Annotated in this window: 16 protein-coding genes and 1 other annotated feature; of the genes, 11 read left to right on the plus strand and 5 right to left on the minus strand. The window is 57.2% G+C overall.

Annotated elements, in window-relative coordinates:
- Positions 1–1047: a protease SohB gene (gene sohB / locus HB664_RS15100; RefSeq protein ID WP_219939727.1), complete on the minus strand. Its 1047-nt coding sequence runs from the start codon at positions 1045–1047 to the stop codon at positions 1–3.
- Positions 1048–1298: 251 nt separating this feature from the next.
- Between sohB and HB664_RS15105 the strand changes: the two genes are divergently transcribed.
- Together HB664_RS15105 and cobO are read left to right on the plus strand one after the other, a co-directional pair.
- Entirely contained in the window at positions 1299–2060 is a 762-nt protein-coding gene (locus HB664_RS15105) for a YciK family oxidoreductase (protein ID WP_219939728.1), read from the plus strand.
- Complete coding sequence (gene cobO, locus HB664_RS15110) at positions 2057–2647, plus strand: cob(I)yrinic acid a,c-diamide adenosyltransferase (protein WP_033145744.1); 591 nt, start codon at positions 2057–2059, stop codon at positions 2645–2647. Before HB664_RS15105 ends, cobO begins: the two co-directional genes overlap by 4 nt.
- Positions 2648–2682: 35 nt before the next feature.
- Here the strand turns inward: cobO and rluB are convergent, their stop codons facing one another.
- The 3 genes from rluB to rnm all read right to left on the minus strand — a co-directional run bounded on the left by rluB (position 2683) and on the right by rnm (position 5153).
- Entirely contained in the window at positions 2683–3558 is an 876-nt protein-coding gene (gene rluB, locus HB664_RS15115; protein WP_023312076.1) for a 23S rRNA pseudouridine(2605) synthase RluB, read from the minus strand.
- 96 nt (positions 3559–3654) lie between these two features.
- A complete protein-coding gene (locus HB664_RS15120; protein WP_003856793.1) occupies positions 3655–4275 on the minus strand; it encodes an L-threonylcarbamoyladenylate synthase in 621 nt (206 codons plus the stop codon).
- On the minus strand, positions 4272–5153 hold the full coding sequence (gene rnm, locus HB664_RS15125; RefSeq protein WP_032656720.1) for an RNase AM: 882 nt from the start codon (positions 5151–5153) through the stop codon (positions 4272–4274). The genes HB664_RS15120 and rnm overlap by 4 nt, the downstream gene beginning before the upstream one ends.
- Positions 5154–5292: 139 nt before the next feature.
- On the opposite strand from rnm, the gene trpL reads away from it, so the two are divergent.
- The 9 genes from trpL to HB664_RS15170 all read left to right on the plus strand — a co-directional run bounded on the left by trpL (position 5293) and on the right by HB664_RS15170 (position 14051).
- Positions 5293–5337, plus strand: coding sequence for a trp operon leader peptide (trpL, locus tag HB664_RS22995; RefSeq protein ID WP_106993556.1), 45 nt, complete (start codon positions 5293–5295; stop codon positions 5335–5337).
- Positions 5314–5407, plus strand: a sequence feature (Trp leader region). Its footprint overlaps the gene before it by 24 nt.
- Before the next feature lie 23 nt (positions 5408–5430).
- On the plus strand, positions 5431–6993 hold the full coding sequence (locus HB664_RS15135; RefSeq protein ID WP_219939729.1) for an anthranilate synthase component 1: 1563 nt from the start codon (positions 5431–5433) through the stop codon (positions 6991–6993).
- Entirely contained in the window at positions 6993–8588 is a 1596-nt protein-coding gene (trpD, locus tag HB664_RS15140) for a bifunctional anthranilate synthase glutamate amidotransferase component TrpG/anthranilate phosphoribosyltransferase TrpD (protein ID WP_219939730.1), read from the plus strand. The genes HB664_RS15135 and trpD overlap by 1 nt, the downstream gene beginning before the upstream one ends.
- A 3-nt stretch (positions 8589–8591) precedes the next feature.
- Entirely contained in the window at positions 8592–9950 is a 1359-nt protein-coding gene (trpCF, locus tag HB664_RS15145; protein ID WP_219939731.1) for a bifunctional indole-3-glycerol-phosphate synthase TrpC/phosphoribosylanthranilate isomerase TrpF, read from the plus strand.
- Positions 9951–9960: 10 nt separating this feature from the next.
- Positions 9961–11154 (plus strand): tryptophan synthase subunit beta, encoded by a 1194-nt coding sequence (gene trpB / locus HB664_RS15150; protein WP_023312081.1) that lies wholly within the window; start codon positions 9961–9963, stop codon positions 11152–11154.
- The gene (trpA, locus tag HB664_RS15155; RefSeq protein ID WP_029740534.1) at positions 11154–11963 is read left to right on the plus strand and encodes a tryptophan synthase subunit alpha; all 810 of its coding nucleotides are present in this window, start codon (positions 11154–11156) and stop codon (positions 11961–11963) included. Before trpB ends, trpA begins: the two co-directional genes overlap by 1 nt.
- A 181-nt stretch (positions 11964–12144) precedes the next feature.
- Positions 12145–13356 (plus strand): selenium metabolism membrane protein YedE/FdhT, encoded by a 1212-nt coding sequence (gene yedE / locus HB664_RS15160; protein WP_219939732.1) that lies wholly within the window; start codon positions 12145–12147, stop codon positions 13354–13356.
- Positions 13353–13586 carry a sulfurtransferase-like selenium metabolism protein YedF gene (gene yedF, locus HB664_RS15165; RefSeq protein WP_003856774.1) on the plus strand — a complete coding sequence of 78 codons (234 nt, stop codon included), beginning with the start codon at positions 13353–13355 and terminating at the stop codon, positions 13584–13586. Before yedE ends, yedF begins: the two co-directional genes overlap by 4 nt.
- Positions 13587–13712: 126 nt before the next feature.
- Positions 13713–14051, plus strand: a complete 339-nt coding sequence (locus HB664_RS15170; protein WP_219939733.1) for a hypothetical protein — start codon at positions 13713–13715, stop codon at positions 14049–14051.
- A gap of 46 nt (positions 14052–14097) precedes the next feature.
- Here the strand turns inward: HB664_RS15170 and ompW are convergent, their stop codons facing one another.
- Positions 14098–14730, minus strand: coding sequence for an outer membrane protein OmpW (gene ompW / locus HB664_RS15175; RefSeq protein WP_023312086.1), 633 nt, complete (start codon positions 14728–14730; stop codon positions 14098–14100).
- Positions 14731–14748 lie beyond the last annotated feature (18 nt).

A 14748-nucleotide genomic window follows, 5' to 3' on the forward strand; every position in this document is an offset into this window, starting at 1 on the left:
TTACAGCAGCGGTTTTTGTCCGCGCTGTAGCCAGCGCAGCAGCAGACGGTCCGCGCTTTCTGCCGCACTGTTGGTAAAGCGGTCAAGGAGTCGCTTACGCTGGGTAAAGCGCACGCCCACCAGTTCCCGGCCTTCCATCAGATTGAGCAGCAGATCGTCGCTGGTTCCGACTTCATCCACCAGCCCTTTCTCCTGCGCCTGGACGCCGTACCAGTGCTCGCCCGTCGCGACCTGTTCAATATCGAGCGTTGGGCGCATACGGTGTACAAAATCTTTAAAGAGATGATGCGTTTCGTTGAGATCTTCGCGGAATTTTTGACGCCCTTCTTCCGTGTTTTCCCCCAGCAGCGTCAGGGTACGTTTGTACTGACCCGCCGTGTGAAGTTCGATATCAATCTCTTTATTTTTCAGGAAGCGGTTAAAGTTCGGAATTTGTGCGACCACGCCGATCGAGCCAATAATGGAGAACGGCGCGGCAACAATTTTGTCCGCCACGCAGGCCATCATGTAGCCACCGCTCGCGGCCACTTTATCCACAGCAACGGTCAGCGGGATCTGTTTTTCACGCAGGCGCTGCAGCTGTGAGGCGGCCAGTCCGTAACCGTGAACCACCCCGCCCGGGCTTTCAAGACGCACGACAACCTGATCCTGCGGTGTCGCCACGGCCAGAACGGCAGTCACTTCTTCCCGCAGAGAAGACACTTCATGCGCATCCATACTGCCCTTAAAATCGAGCACGTAAACGCGTGGCGCGGCCTTATCCTGCGGTGCATTGAGCTTCGCTTTTGCTTTTGCCGCTTTGGCATCCTGTTTATGCTTTTTCTTCTGCGCTTTCAGCCACAGTTTCTGTTGATGACTATCAAGCAGCGCGAGAGACATCTCTTCCTGCATCTCTTTATACTGCTCGCTCAGGCGGGTGATGCGTAACTCCCCACGCTGACGCTTACGCTGCGTCAGGTTGACAATCAGAACGGCAATCACCGCAATGGCAATCACCACCGTTGCGATTTTGGCCAAAAACAACCCATATTGAGAAAGTAATTCCACGCGTTCCACCTTGATTTAACCACGAATCTTTCACGGCAGTGTACAACAGCCCTGCCCATGCGTCTCGCTCGTGACATTACCTCTGCGAGCCGCCTTCAGGAATCCCCGGACTGGAGTTTAAATATTTGCAAATTGTTAATTTTACAGTAATGCGTCCTGTAGACTGATTGAATTCTCATGCTAATTCGGGCATAAAGCCGAAAAGTCATTATGAAGGTGCCACTGAATCACCGGGCACCTGAGGAGCCACCGTGCATTATCAACCGCAAAAAAATCTGCTGCAGAACCGGATCATTCTTGTCACCGGTGCCAGCGATGGGATTGGCCGCGAGGCAGCCCTGACCTACGCCGAGTACGGCGCGAACGTTATTCTGGTAGGGCGCAACGAAGAAAAACTGAAAAGCGTCGCTCAGGAGATTGAGGCCGCATACGGCACTCCGGTTCCGTGGTATACGCTCGATTTACTGACCTGCACGCCCGCGGAGTGTCAGGAATTAGCCCGACGCATCAGCACCCACTATCCACGGCTCGACGGCGTGCTGCATAACGCCGGTCTGCTTGGAGAGGTGCGGCCTATGGATGAACAGGATCCGGATATCTGGCAGCAGGTGATGCAGGTTAACGTCAACGGCACGTTTTTCCTCACCCAGGCATTGCTTCCTTTATTACTCAAATCCGAGTCAGGCTCCCTGGTCTTTACCTCCTCCAGCGTAGGCCGTGAAGGGCGCGCAAACTGGGGAGCCTATGCCGTTTCAAAATTCGCGACCGAAGGCATGATGCAGGTGCTGGCGGAGGAGTACCAGAGCCGCCATCTGCGCGTAAACTGCATTAACCCGGGCGGTACGCGCACCAAAATGCGCGCCAGCGCGTTCCCGAGCGAAGATCCGCAGAAGCTGAAAACCCCGGCAGACATTATGCCGCTCTATCTCTGGCTGATGGGCGACGACAGCCGCCGCAAAACCGGGATGACCTTTGACGCCCAGCCGGGACGTAAACCAGGAATTTCGCAATGAGTGAAGAACGTCATCAGCAGCGCCAGCAGCGTCTGAAAGAACAGGTCGATGCGCGCGTCGCGGCAGCCCAGGACGAACGTGGGATCGTCATCGTTTTTACCGGCAACGGAAAAGGGAAAACCACCGCTGCATTCGGCACGGCGACACGCGCCGTTGGACACGGGCAAAAAGTGGGCGTGATCCAGTTTATCAAAGGCGAATGGCCCAACGGCGAGCGGAATTTACTTGAGCCTCACGGCGTTGAGTTTCAGGTGATGGCGACCGGGTTTACGTGGGATACTCAGAACCGGGAAACCGACACCGCCGCCTGTCTCGCCGTCTGGGAGCATGCAAAGAGAATGCTGGCCGATCCCTCTCTGAATATGGTTCTGCTGGATGAGATCACCTACATGGTCGCCTACGACTACCTGCCGCTGGAAGCCGTGCTGGATGCTCTGATGAATCGTCCTGTACACCAGACGGTTATCGTCACGGGGCGCGGATGTCATCGGGATATTCTGGAGATGGCCGATACCGTCAGCGAGCTGCGTCCGGTCAAACATGCGTTTGATGCAGGCATCAAAGCGCAAATTGGAATTGATTACTAAAGAAAAAAGCCCGGTTCGTTGACCGGGCTTTTATATTAACCGTTGTTGTTACGGCTGCCGGAGCGGCGGCTGCTGCTCACCTGGCTGTGTCGCTTCACTGCGCGACGGATCTGATTCGCCTTCATGCGACGACGATCTTTCTCCACCGCCACTTTTGAGGTGGTTTCCGGCGTCAGGCCGACCAGCTCGCGCAGGTAGTTGGTTTGGGTCAGATCCAGTTCGGTATACCCACCGCGCGGCAGACCTTTCGGCAGCAGAATGTCGCCGTAACGGACGCGGATTAGGCGGCTAACCTGCACGCCTACCGCTTCCCAGAGACGACGCACCTCGCGGTTACGGCCTTCGGTCAGGGTCACGTTGTACCACTGGTTAATGCCTTCCCCACCGGTAAACTTGATGGTTTTGAACGCCGCAGGACCGTCTTCAAGCTGAACGCCACGCGACAGATCGCGCAGTTTATTTTCGTCAACCTGGCCAAATACGCGCACCGCGTATTCACGTTCCACTTCACGGCTTGGGTGCATCAGACGGTTTGCCAGTTCACCATCGGTAGTAAACAGCAGCAGACCGCAGGTGTTCACGTCCAGACGGCCGACGGCAATCCAGCGAGCGCCACGCAGTTTAGGCAGACGATCAAACACCGTCGGACGACCTTCCGGGTCGTTGCGGGTGCACAGCTCGCCTTCCGGCTTGTAGTAAGCCAGTACGCGGCAGATCTGTTCCGCGGACTCTTTAACGGAGATAAGATGACCGTCGATGCGGATCTTCAGCCCCGGTACGATTTCTACGCGGTCACCCAGCGTGGCGATTTTACCGTCCACACTCACGCGGCCCGCTTCAATAATGGCTTCGATTTCACGGCGTGAACCGTGGCCGGCACGCGCCAGCACTTTCTGTAACTTCTCGCTCATTGAGCTTCCTCAGGTGTCGTCTTCACAGGCGTCGAATCAGGTCAAAAGAGGGCTGAGCCCTGCTTTGATGGCCGCGTAGTATATCTGCTTATACCTTTACAAGAAAGGCTTTACGTCACCCACGCCTTCACGAATCACTTCCGGTGCATCTTCGGTTAAGTCGACCACGGTGGTCGGCTGCTGGCCGAGATAGCCGCCGTGAATAATCAGCTCGACCACCTTCTCCAGGCGATCTTTGATCTCTTCCGGATCGGACTCGGTAAACTCGCTTCCGGGCAGCATCAGCGAGGTGGAGAGCATCGGTTCACCGAGGGTTTCCAGCAGCGCCTGCGCAATCGGGTTCGACGGCACGCGCATGCCGATGGTTTTGCGTTTCTCCTGCAGCAGACGACGCGGTACTTCCTTCGTGCCCTTCAGGATGAAGGTGTAGTTGCCCGGCGTGTTGTTCTTAATCAGGCGAAACGCCACGTTATCAACATACGCATAGGTCGACAGCTCAGAGAGATCGCGGCACATCAGGGTAAAGTTATGGCCGTCCGGCAGCTGGCGAATACGGCAAATGCGCTCCATTGCCCCTTTATCTTCGATTTTGCAGCCCAGCGCGTAGCCTGAATCGGTCGGGTAGACAATCACGCCGCCTTTGCGGACGATCTCCACGGCCTGGTTGATCAGACGTGGCTGCGGGTTATCCGGATGGATATAGAAAAACTGACTCATACTTCCCTCTCTTCAATTTGCTGCGGCTGTTCCCAGAGCTGCCAGACCGGCTCAACGCCAGCGGGCAACCAGAGCTTGCGCCCCAGTTCGATCCACGCGCAGGGCTGATGGAAATCAGAGCCCTGTGACCCAAGCAGGCCGAACTGGCGGGCATAGGTCGCGAGCTGCGCGCGCTCGTTGGGCGCCTGCTGACACTGGGCGACTTCCATCGCCTCGCCACCGCATTCGGCAAAGTGTGCCAGCAGCCTTTTCAGCCATTTAGCAGAAAGATTATACCGCCCAGGATGGGCCAGCACGGCCTTACCGCCAGAATGATGAATCACATCAATAGCTTGTTTTATTGTACACCACTGTGGCGGAACGTATCCGGTTTTACCGCGCGCCAGATACTTTTTAAAGACGTCCGCCATAGTCGTCGCTTTGCCCGCGTCGACCAGAAAACGGGCGAAATGACCGCGGGTGACCGCCCCGCCGTTCGCCATCTTTTGCGCGCCTTCCAGCGCGCCCGGAATATGCGCCTTTTCCAGACGCTCGCCGATCATCTCTGCGCGCTGATTGCGGCGCGTTTTTTGTTCTTGCAAAAATGCCGTAAGTGCCGGATGGTCTATATCGATATTCAGGCCAACAATATGAATCTCATGGTTTTCCCAGACGGTCGAGATCTCGACGCCGGACACCAGATTCAGCGCCAGCCCGCTGCGGGCGATCTCGGCGCGCGCCGCCGGAATGGCATCTGTCGTATCGTGATCGGTTATCGCCAGCGTGCCGACACGCATTTCAACGGCGCGATGAACCAGGGCTTCGGGTGTCAGCAGGCCGTCAGAGGCCTGAGTATGGCTGTGTAAATCATAAATAATGGCGTAGGTGGTATCGCTCAAAGCACTTCCCATAACAGGTTGTAGACATCCGAAAACACCATGATACCGACTTAACGCGAAATTCTGAAATCAAGGGTTGACAACTTGCCATCGAACTAGTTAACTAGTACGCAAGTTCACACGAGAAAGGTATCTGAAAATGACAGCACATTTCACTCTGCACGGCTGGTGGCGCACTTCCTGATCTTCGGGCAGTGTCACGCGTCTGCGAAATGCAAACAGATACCCGCCCGCTACCCAGCGGGCTTTTTTTTGAACAAAATATGAGAACAACAACATGCAAACAGCCAAACCTCATCTCGAACTGCTGACCTGCGAGGCGGCCTATCGCCACAACCCGACCGCGCTGTTTCATCAGGTGTGCGGGGCACGTCCGGCAACGCTGCTGCTGGAATCGGCGGATATCGACAGCAAGGACGATCTCAAAAGCCTGCTGCTGGTCGATAGCGCGCTGCGCATTACCGCTTTAGGTGACACTGTCACCATCAAGGCATTATCTGACAATGGCGCATCGCTGCTGCCGCTGCTGGATGCCGCCCTGCCTTCAGGCATTGAAAACGAACATCATCCAGAAATGCGCATTCTGCATTTCCCGCCGGTGAGCCAGCTGCTGGACGAAGACGCGCGCCTCTGCTCCCTGTCCGTTTTCGATGCCTTCCGCCTGCTGCAGAATCTGGTCACCGTGCCGGAAGACGAGCGTGAAGCGATGTTCTTCGGCGGGCTGTTTGCTTACGACCTGGTTGCCGGTTTTGAAGATTTGCCGGGAACCGAGCAGGGTAATCGCTGCCCGGATTATTGCTTCTATCTGGCTGAAACTCTGCTGGTGATCGATCACCAGAAGCAATACACCCGCATCCAGGCAAGCCTGTTCACGCCGTCTGCCGCTGAGAAAAAACGTCTCGAATACCGCATCGCTCAGCTGCAGCAGCAGATGACGGAAGCACCGCCCGCGCTGCCGGTGCAGCGCGTGGAAAAAATGACCTGCGACGTTAACCAGACTGACGATCAGTACGGCGCCGTGGTTCGCCAGATGCAAAAGGCGATTCGCGCCGGGGAAATTTTCCAGGTCGTGCCGTCCCGTCGCTTCTCGCTGCCCTGCCCGTCGCCGCTCGCAGCCTACGACGTGCTGAAAAAGAGTAACCCAAGCCCGTACATGTTCTTCATGCAGGACAACGAATTCACGCTGTTCGGCGCCTCGCCGGAAAGCTCGCTGAAATACGACGCCACCAGCCGTCAGATTGAGATCTACCCGATTGCCGGTACCCGTCCACGCGGGCGTCGCGCCGATGGCTCGCTGGACCGCGATCTGGACAGCCGCATCGAACTCGAAATGCGTACCGACCACAAAGAACTCTCCGAGCACCTGATGCTGGTTGACCTGGCGCGTAACGATCTGGCTCGCATTTGCACCCCAGGCAGCCGCTACGTGGCGGACCTGACTAAAGTTGACCGCTATTCGTTCGTGATGCACCTGGTCTCCCGCGTGGTCGGTGAGCTGCGCCACGATCTCGACGTGCTGCACGCCTACCGCGCCTGCATGAACATGGGCACCCTGAGCGGCGCGCCGAAAGTGCGCGCCATGCAGCTGATTGCCGCCGCCGAAGGACGCCGTCGCGGCAGCTACGGCGGCGCGGTAGGTTACTTCACCGCCCACGGCGATCTCGATACCTGCATCGTAATCCGCTCCGCCTATGTCGAAGACGGTATCGCCACCGTCCAGGCGGGTGCCGGGATTGTTCTTGATTCTGTTCCGCAGTCTGAAGCTGACGAAACGCGCAGTAAAGCCCGTGCGGTCCTTCGCGCCATTGCTACCGCACACCATGCACAGGAGATTTTCTGATGGCTGACATTCTGCTGCTCGATAATATCGACTCCTTTACCTATAACCTGGCAGATCAGCTGCGTGCGAATGGCCACAACGTCGTTATCTACCGCAACCACGTTCCTGCGCAGACCCTGATTGACCGTCTGGCAACCATGCAAAACCCGGTGCTGATGCTCTCCCCGGGGCCAGGCGCACCGAGCGAAGCCGGCTGTATGCCGGAGCTGCTGACCCGTATGCGCAGCAAACTGCCGATCGTCGGCATCTGCCTCGGCCATCAGGCGATTGTTGAAGCCTATGGCGGCTACGTTGGCCAGGCGGGTGAGATCCTGCACGGTAAAGCGTCCAGCATTGAACATGACGGCCAGGCGATGTTTGCCGGGCTGCCGAACCCGCTCCCGGTCGCGCGCTATCACTCGCTGGTTGGCAGCAATATTCCCGCCGGGCTGACGATCAACGCCTCGTTTGAAGGCATGGTGATGGCGGTGCGCCACGATGCGGATCGCGTCTGCGGCCTGCAGTTCCACCCGGAATCAATCCTGACCTCCCACGGCGCCCGCCTGCTGGAGCAGACGCTGGACTGGGCGTTACAGAAGCTGGAGCAGACCAATACCCTGCAGCCGATTCTGGAAAAACTGTATCAGGCGCAGACCCTGAGCCAGCAGGAGAGCCATCAGCTCTTCTCCGCCGTGGTTCGCGGTGAGCTGAAGCCTGAACAGCTGGCAGCCGCGCTGGTTAGCATGAAGGTGCGCGGCGAAAGCCCGCAGGAGATCGCCGGTGCCGCTACGGCCCTGCTGGAAAATGCCGCCCCGTTCCCGCGCCCGGACTATCAGTTTGCCGATATTGTCGGTACCGGCGGTGACGGCAGTAACAGCATCAATATCTCCACCGCCAGCGCCTTCGTGGCGGCGGCGTGTGGTTTGAAGGTCGCTAAGCACGGTAACCGCAGCGTTTCCAGCCGGTCAGGTTCTTCCGATCTGCTCGCCGCATTCGGTATTAACCTCGATATGAACGCCGAGCGTTCCCGTGAAGCGCTGGATGACCTGGGCGTCTGCTTCCTGTTTGCGCCGAAGTACCACACCGGTTTCCGCCACGCGATGCCGGTTCGTCAGCAGCTCAAAACCCGCACGCTGTTTAACGTGCTCGGCCCGCTGATCAACCCGGCCCACCCGCCGCTGGCGCTGATTGGCGTTTACAGCCCTGAGCTGGTTCTGCCGATTGCCGAGACGCTGCGCGTGCTGGGCTATCAGCGTGCCGCCGTGGTGCACAGCGGCGGTATGGATGAGGTTTCTCTTCATGCGCCAACGCTGGTGGCCGAACTGCGCGACGGCGAAATCCTGAGCTATCAGCTGGACGCTGCCGACTTCGGCCTTGCGCCATACCATCAGGAAGCGCTGGCAGGCGGTACGCCGGAAGAAAACCGTGACATTCTCACGCGCTTATTACAAGGTAAAGGAGAGGTCGCCCATGAGGCCGCCGTTGCTGCCAACGTCGCCATGCTGATGCGTTTGCACGGTGAGGAAGACCTGAAGGCCAACGTTCAAAAAGTTCTGGATGTACTGCGCTCCGGTGCAGCTTACGATCGCGTTACCGCACTTGCGGCAAGAGGGTAAAGAATGCAGACCGTTTTAGCGAAAATCGTTGCCGATAAGGCCATCTGGGTGGAAGACCGCAAGCAACAGCAGCCGCTTGCGAGTTTCCAGAATGACGTCGTCCCGAGCAGCCGTCGTTTCTATGACGCCCTGCGGGGTACGCGCACCGCGTTTATTCTTGAGTGCAAAAAAGCGTCCCCATCTAAAGGCGTTATTCGTGACGATTTCGACCCGGCGCGTATTGCCGGCATTTATAAGCATCATGCTTCAGCCATCTCCGTGCTGACGGATGAGAAATATTTTCAGGGCAGCTTCGATTTTCTGCCGATCGTCAGCGGCATCGCGCCGCAGCCGATCCTGTGCAAAGACTTTATTATCGACCCGTATCAGATCTGGCTGGCGCGTTTTTACCAGGCCGACGCCTGCCTGCTGATGCTCTCAGTGCTCGACGACGAGCAGTATCGCCAGCTTTCCGCCGTCGCGCACAGCCTGAACATGGGCGTGCTGACCGAAGTGAGCAACGAAGAGGAGCTGGAGCGCGCGATTGCGCTGGAAGCCAAAGTGGTCGGCATTAACAACCGCGATCTGCGTGACCTGTCCATTGACCTTAACCGTACGCGTCAGCTGGCGCCGCGTCTGGGGTCTGGCGTCACGGTGATCAGCGAATCCGGCATTAACAGCTACGCCCAGGTGCGCGAGCTGAGCCACTTCGCCAACGGATTCCTGATTGGCTCCGCCATGATGGAACATGACGATCTCAATGCGGCGGTACGTCGCGTGCTGCTGGGTGAAAACAAAGTCTGCGGCTTAACCCGCGAACAGGATGCCCAGGCCGCGTATGAAGCCGGGGCGATTTATGGCGGGCTGATCTTTGTGGATTCATCTCCTCGCGCGGTCAGCGAAGAGCAGGCGCGTAAGGTCATCGCAGCGGCTCCGCTCAGCTACGTGGGCGTTTTCCGCAACGCAGATATTGCAGACGTTGCGGCAAAAGCCGACGCGTTATCCCTCAGCGCGGTGCAGCTCCACGGCGATGAAGACCAGAGCTACATCGATGCCCTGCGCGCCGCGCTGGCACCACAGGTGCAAATCTGGAAAGCGCAAAGCGTTGGCGATACGTTGCCCTCGCGTAACCTGAACCATGTGGATAAATACGTCCTCGATAACGGCCAGGGCGGTACCGGCCAGCGTTTTGACTGGTCGCTGCTGAACGCCGAAAAGCTGGACAACGTCCTGCTGGCGGGCGGATTAAGCCCGGATAACTGCGTAGAAGCCGCTAAAACCGGCTGCGCAGGCCTCGATTTCAATTCAGGCGTAGAGTCCCAACCGGGTATCAAAGATGCCAGCAAGCTGGCCTCGGTTTTTAAAACTCTGCGTGCATATTAAGGAAGAGAAGATGACGACATTACTTAACCCGTATTTTGGTGAGTTCGGCGGGATGTACGTCCCGCAAATCCTGATGCCCGCGCTGCGCCAGCTGGAAGAAGCGTTTGTCAGCGCGCAGAAAGATCCGGCGTTTCAGGCGGAATTTACCGACCTGCTGAAAAATTACGCCGGTCGTCCGACCGCGCTGACCAAATGCCGCAACCTGACGGAAGGCACCAAAACCACGCTGTATCTGAAGCGTGAAGACCTGCTGCACGGCGGCGCGCATAAAACTAACCAGGTGCTGGGCCAGGCGCTGCTCGCGAAGCGTATGGGCAAAACCGAAATCATCGCCGAAACCGGTGCAGGTCAGCACGGCGTGGCCTCTGCGCTTGCCAGCGCCCTGCTCGGCCTGAAATGCCGCATCTATATGGGAGCGAAAGACGTTGAGCGTCAGTCTCCGAACGTCTTCCGTATGCGTCTGATGGGAGCGGAAGTGATCCCGGTGCACAGCGGCTCCGCGACGCTGAAGGATGCCTGTAACGAAGCGCTTCGCGACTGGTCTGGCAGCTATGAAACCGCGCACTATATGCTCGGTACCGCGGCGGGCCCGCACCCGTTCCCGACTATCGTGCGCGAATTCCAGCGCATGATCGGTGAAGAGACCAAAGCGCAGATCCTCGAAAAAGAGGGGCGTCTGCCGGATGCGGTGATCGCCTGCGTTGGCGGCGGATCTAACGCCATCGGCATGTTCGCAGACTTTATCGACGACACCAGCGTGGGTCTGATTGGCGTCGAGCCAGCCGGGCACGGCATTGAATCGGGTGAACACGGCGCGCCGCTGAAGCATGGCCGCGTGGGGATCTACTTCGGGATGAAATCCCCGATGATGCAAACAGATGAAGGCCAGATTGAAGAGTCTTACTCTATTTCTGCCGGCCTCGACTTCCCGTCCGTCGGGCCGCAGCATGCGTATCTAAACAGCACCGGCCGCGCGGACTATGTCTCCATTACCGATGACGAAGCGCTGGAAGCCTTTAAAACGCTGTGCCGCAGCGAAGGGATCATCCCGGCGCTGGAGTCTTCGCACGCCCTGGCGCACGCGCTGAAAATGATGAAAGAAAACCCGGAAAAAGAACAGCTGCTGGTGGTAAACCTTTCCGGCCGCGGTGACAAAGATATCTTCACCGTTCACGATATTCTGAAAGCACGAGGGGAAATCTGATGGAACGCTACGATAACGTATTTGCAGAGCTGAAATCCCGCCAGGAAGGCGCGTTCGTTCCCTTCGTCACCCTGGGCGATCCGGGCCCGGAACAGTCACTGAAGATTATCGACACCCTGATTGAAGCCGGCGCCGACGCGCTGGAGCTGGGTATTCCGTTCTCTGATCCGCTGGCGGATGGCCCGACCATCCAGAATGCGACGCTGCGCGCATTCGCCTCCGGGGTGACGCCGACCCAGTGCTTCGAGATGCTGGCGGCGATTCGCCAGAAGCACCCGACCATTCCGATCGGCCTGCTGATGTACGCCAACCTGGTGTTCAACCGCGGTATCGATGAGTTTTACGCCGAGTGCGCACGCGTGGGCGTCGACTCCGTTCTGGTGGCAGACGTGCCGGTCGAGGAATCTGCGCCATTCCGTCAGGCGGCCATGCGCCATAACGTCGCCCCGATTTTCATCTGCCCGCCGAACGCCGATGACGCCCTGCTGCGCCAGATTGCCTCTTACGGACGCGGCTATACCTACCTGCTCTCCCGCGCGGGCGTGACCGGTGCCGAGAATAAAGCCGCACTGCCGCTGCATCATCTGGTGGAGAAGCTGGCCGAGTATCATGCCGCGCCTCCGCTGCAGGGATTCGGGATTTCCTCCCCGGATCAGGTCACCGCAGCGATTGACGCGAAGGCGGCTGGTGCCATCTCCGGCTCCGCGATTGTGAAGATCATCGAAAAGAACGTGGACAAGCCCGAGCAGATGCTGGCCGAGCTGAAAGCGTTTGTGACCGCAATGAAAGCGGCGACGCGTAAAGCATAACCTCTCTACCGTCTGGCTTCCTGCCAGACGGTTACCCTTCCTTCCCCACCTTCTACAACGGATTACCTCAAAATTGATCCCGTCGATATTTTCGGCGTGAATGGCTTTCCATTCTGGCGTGCAAGCGTATGATCTGGACTCTTTTTTTATCTTTAATCCTTCTGAGTTCAGAGGCTTATTCATGTCATGGCAATACTTCAAACAGACTTACCTGGTTAAGTTCTGGTCACCTGTTCCGGCCGTTATCGCGGCAGGCATTCTCTCTACCTACTATTTCGGTATTACCGGCACCTTCTGGGCCGTGACCGGCGAGTTCACCCGCTGGGGTGGTCAATTGCTACAGCTCGCTGGTGTGCATACTGAAGAGTGGGGTTACTTTAAACTCATTCATCTGGACGGCACGCCGCTTACCCGCATCGACGGGATGATGATCGTCGGCATGTTCGGCGGCTGTTTCGCGGCGGCGCTGTGGGCAAACAACGTTAAGTTGCGGATGCCCAAAAGCCGTATTCGTATAATGCAGGCGGTGGTCGGCGGTATCATTGCCGGGTTTGGCGCCCGTCTGGCGATGGGCTGTAACCTGGCCGCTTTCTTTACGGGTATTCCTCAGTTTTCGCTTCACGCCTGGTTCTTTGCAGTCGCCACGGCCATCGGCTCTTACTTCGGTGCCAAATTTACCCTGCTGCCGCTGTTCCGCATTCCGGTGAAAATGACAAAAGTCAGCGCAGCGTCTCCGTTAACCCAGAAGCCGGACCAGGCGCGTCGCCGTTTCCGCCTCGGTATGCTGGTCTTTTTGGCTATGGTCGCCTGGGCGCTTTGCACTGCGATGAATCAGCCCAAACTCGGCCTGGCGATGCTGTTCGGCGTGGGTTTTGGTCTGCTCATTGAACGCGCGCAGATCTGCTTTACCTCCGCGTTTCGCGATATGTGGATCACCGGCCGCACGATGATGGCAAAGGCGATTATCGCCGGGATGGCGGTCAGCGCCATCGGTATCTTCAGCTATGTTCAGCTGGGCGTTGAACCGAAAATCATGTGGGCTGGCCCTAACGCGGTGATTGGCGGCCTGCTGTTTGGCTTCGGGATTGTGCTGGCTGGCGGGTGTGAAACCGGCTGGATGTACCGCGCCGTTGAAGGTCAGGTGCATTACTGGTGGGTGGGCCTGGGAAATGTTATCGGCTCGACGATCCTGGCGTACTTCTGGGACGATCTGTCCCCGGCGCTTGCCACGAACTGGGACAAGGTCAACCTGCTGAGCACCTTCGGCCCTCTCGGCGGCCTGCTGGTCACCTATGCCCTGCTGCTGGTCGCTTTTTTACTGGTTGTCGCGCAGGAGAAACGCTTCTTCCGTCGCGCGAGTGTTAAAACAGAAACCCAGGAGAATGCTGCATGAAAGAGATCGTGCCCGATTACCGTCTGGATATGGTCGGTGAACCCTGCCCTTATCCGGCTGTTGCCACGCTTGAAGCCCTACCGCAGCTCAAAAAAGGGGAAATTCTGGAAGTGGTCAGCGACTGTCCGCAGTCCATCAACAACATTCCGCTGGATGCGAAAAACCACGGCTACACGGTGCTGGATATCCAGCAGGATGGCCCGACCATTCGCTATTTGATTCAAAAATGATCGCCAGGGGCCTCGCGAGGGGCCTTTATCGCATTGAATTATAAGACATCTTGATCCACGGCAAAAACGCGATCTTTGACTTAAGTAAAATCTCACTTCCCTTTTGAAGGAAGTTTTCGCGGTTTGATGTATTTACGAGCTTTACTGGTTTTCGCCTTATTGATTCCCTTCCATGCGCTGTCCCTGAATTTCTCTTCTACCTTCCTGCGCCTTAATTGTCCGCAAAGAGGACTTGTCGAGATCATTCTGCACGTTTATGACCATACCCAGGAACGATGGCAAGGTCATTTTGAAACCGGTGCGGGACATAAACGTGCGGGAGATACCGAAATTATCCCGTTTGCCAACGGCGATATTCTTTTCCATTCCCTGTCCAGCGACGCTTTCAGCTATTTATATGATGGGGAAAATATCCTGAGGCACTGCGTAAAGCTTGATGAGCGGCCGGTTTATCCGTCGTTTTGAAGTGAGCAAAGCAAACTGGCCACCCTGTGGCCAGTTTGACGGGGGATCAGAAACGATAACCCGCAGAGAACATAAACACCCACGGATCCAGGCGAGTATTGATACTTTGCTGCTGACCGCCCGCCTTGAAGCGTACGTCCGTATCAATATCCATGTACCAGACCGAGGCGTTAATCAGCCAGTCGCGGTTAATCAGATAGTCCAGACCGACCTGCCCCGCCATACCCCATGAATCTTTCAGGCTGAGGTCAGTCAGACCGGCCTCTTTACCTGTATCGTTAAACTTCTCGTCAAAGAAGGTGGTGTAGTTCACACCGGCGCCAATATAAGGACGCACCTTGCTGCTGGCATCGCCAAAGTACCATTGCGCCATCAGCGTTGGCGGTAAATGGTGAACCGTCGCGATATCACCGGTTGCGCCCAGACCCACGCGATGACGGAACGGCGTTGCAGCCAGAAGCTCTACACCAACGTTTTCCGTCGCCATATAGGTGAACGTTAACCCTAACTGGGTGTTATTACTGACGTTAAAACCGCCCATACCCAGCACGTTATCCGATCCTTCAGTCGGGCGAACCGTAGCCGAACCGGCACGAATAAAGAATTCGCCTGCTTCATGCGCATACGCGCCGCCAGAGAGACTGCTTAATACAAGGGCTGCCACCGCTAATTTTTTCATATCCGCTCCATCGTTGTG

The sequence above is a fragment of the Enterobacter sp. DNB-S2 genome (assembly GCF_019443845.1).
GTDB classification, from domain to species: domain Bacteria; phylum Pseudomonadota; class Gammaproteobacteria; order Enterobacterales; family Enterobacteriaceae; genus Enterobacter; species Enterobacter asburiae_B.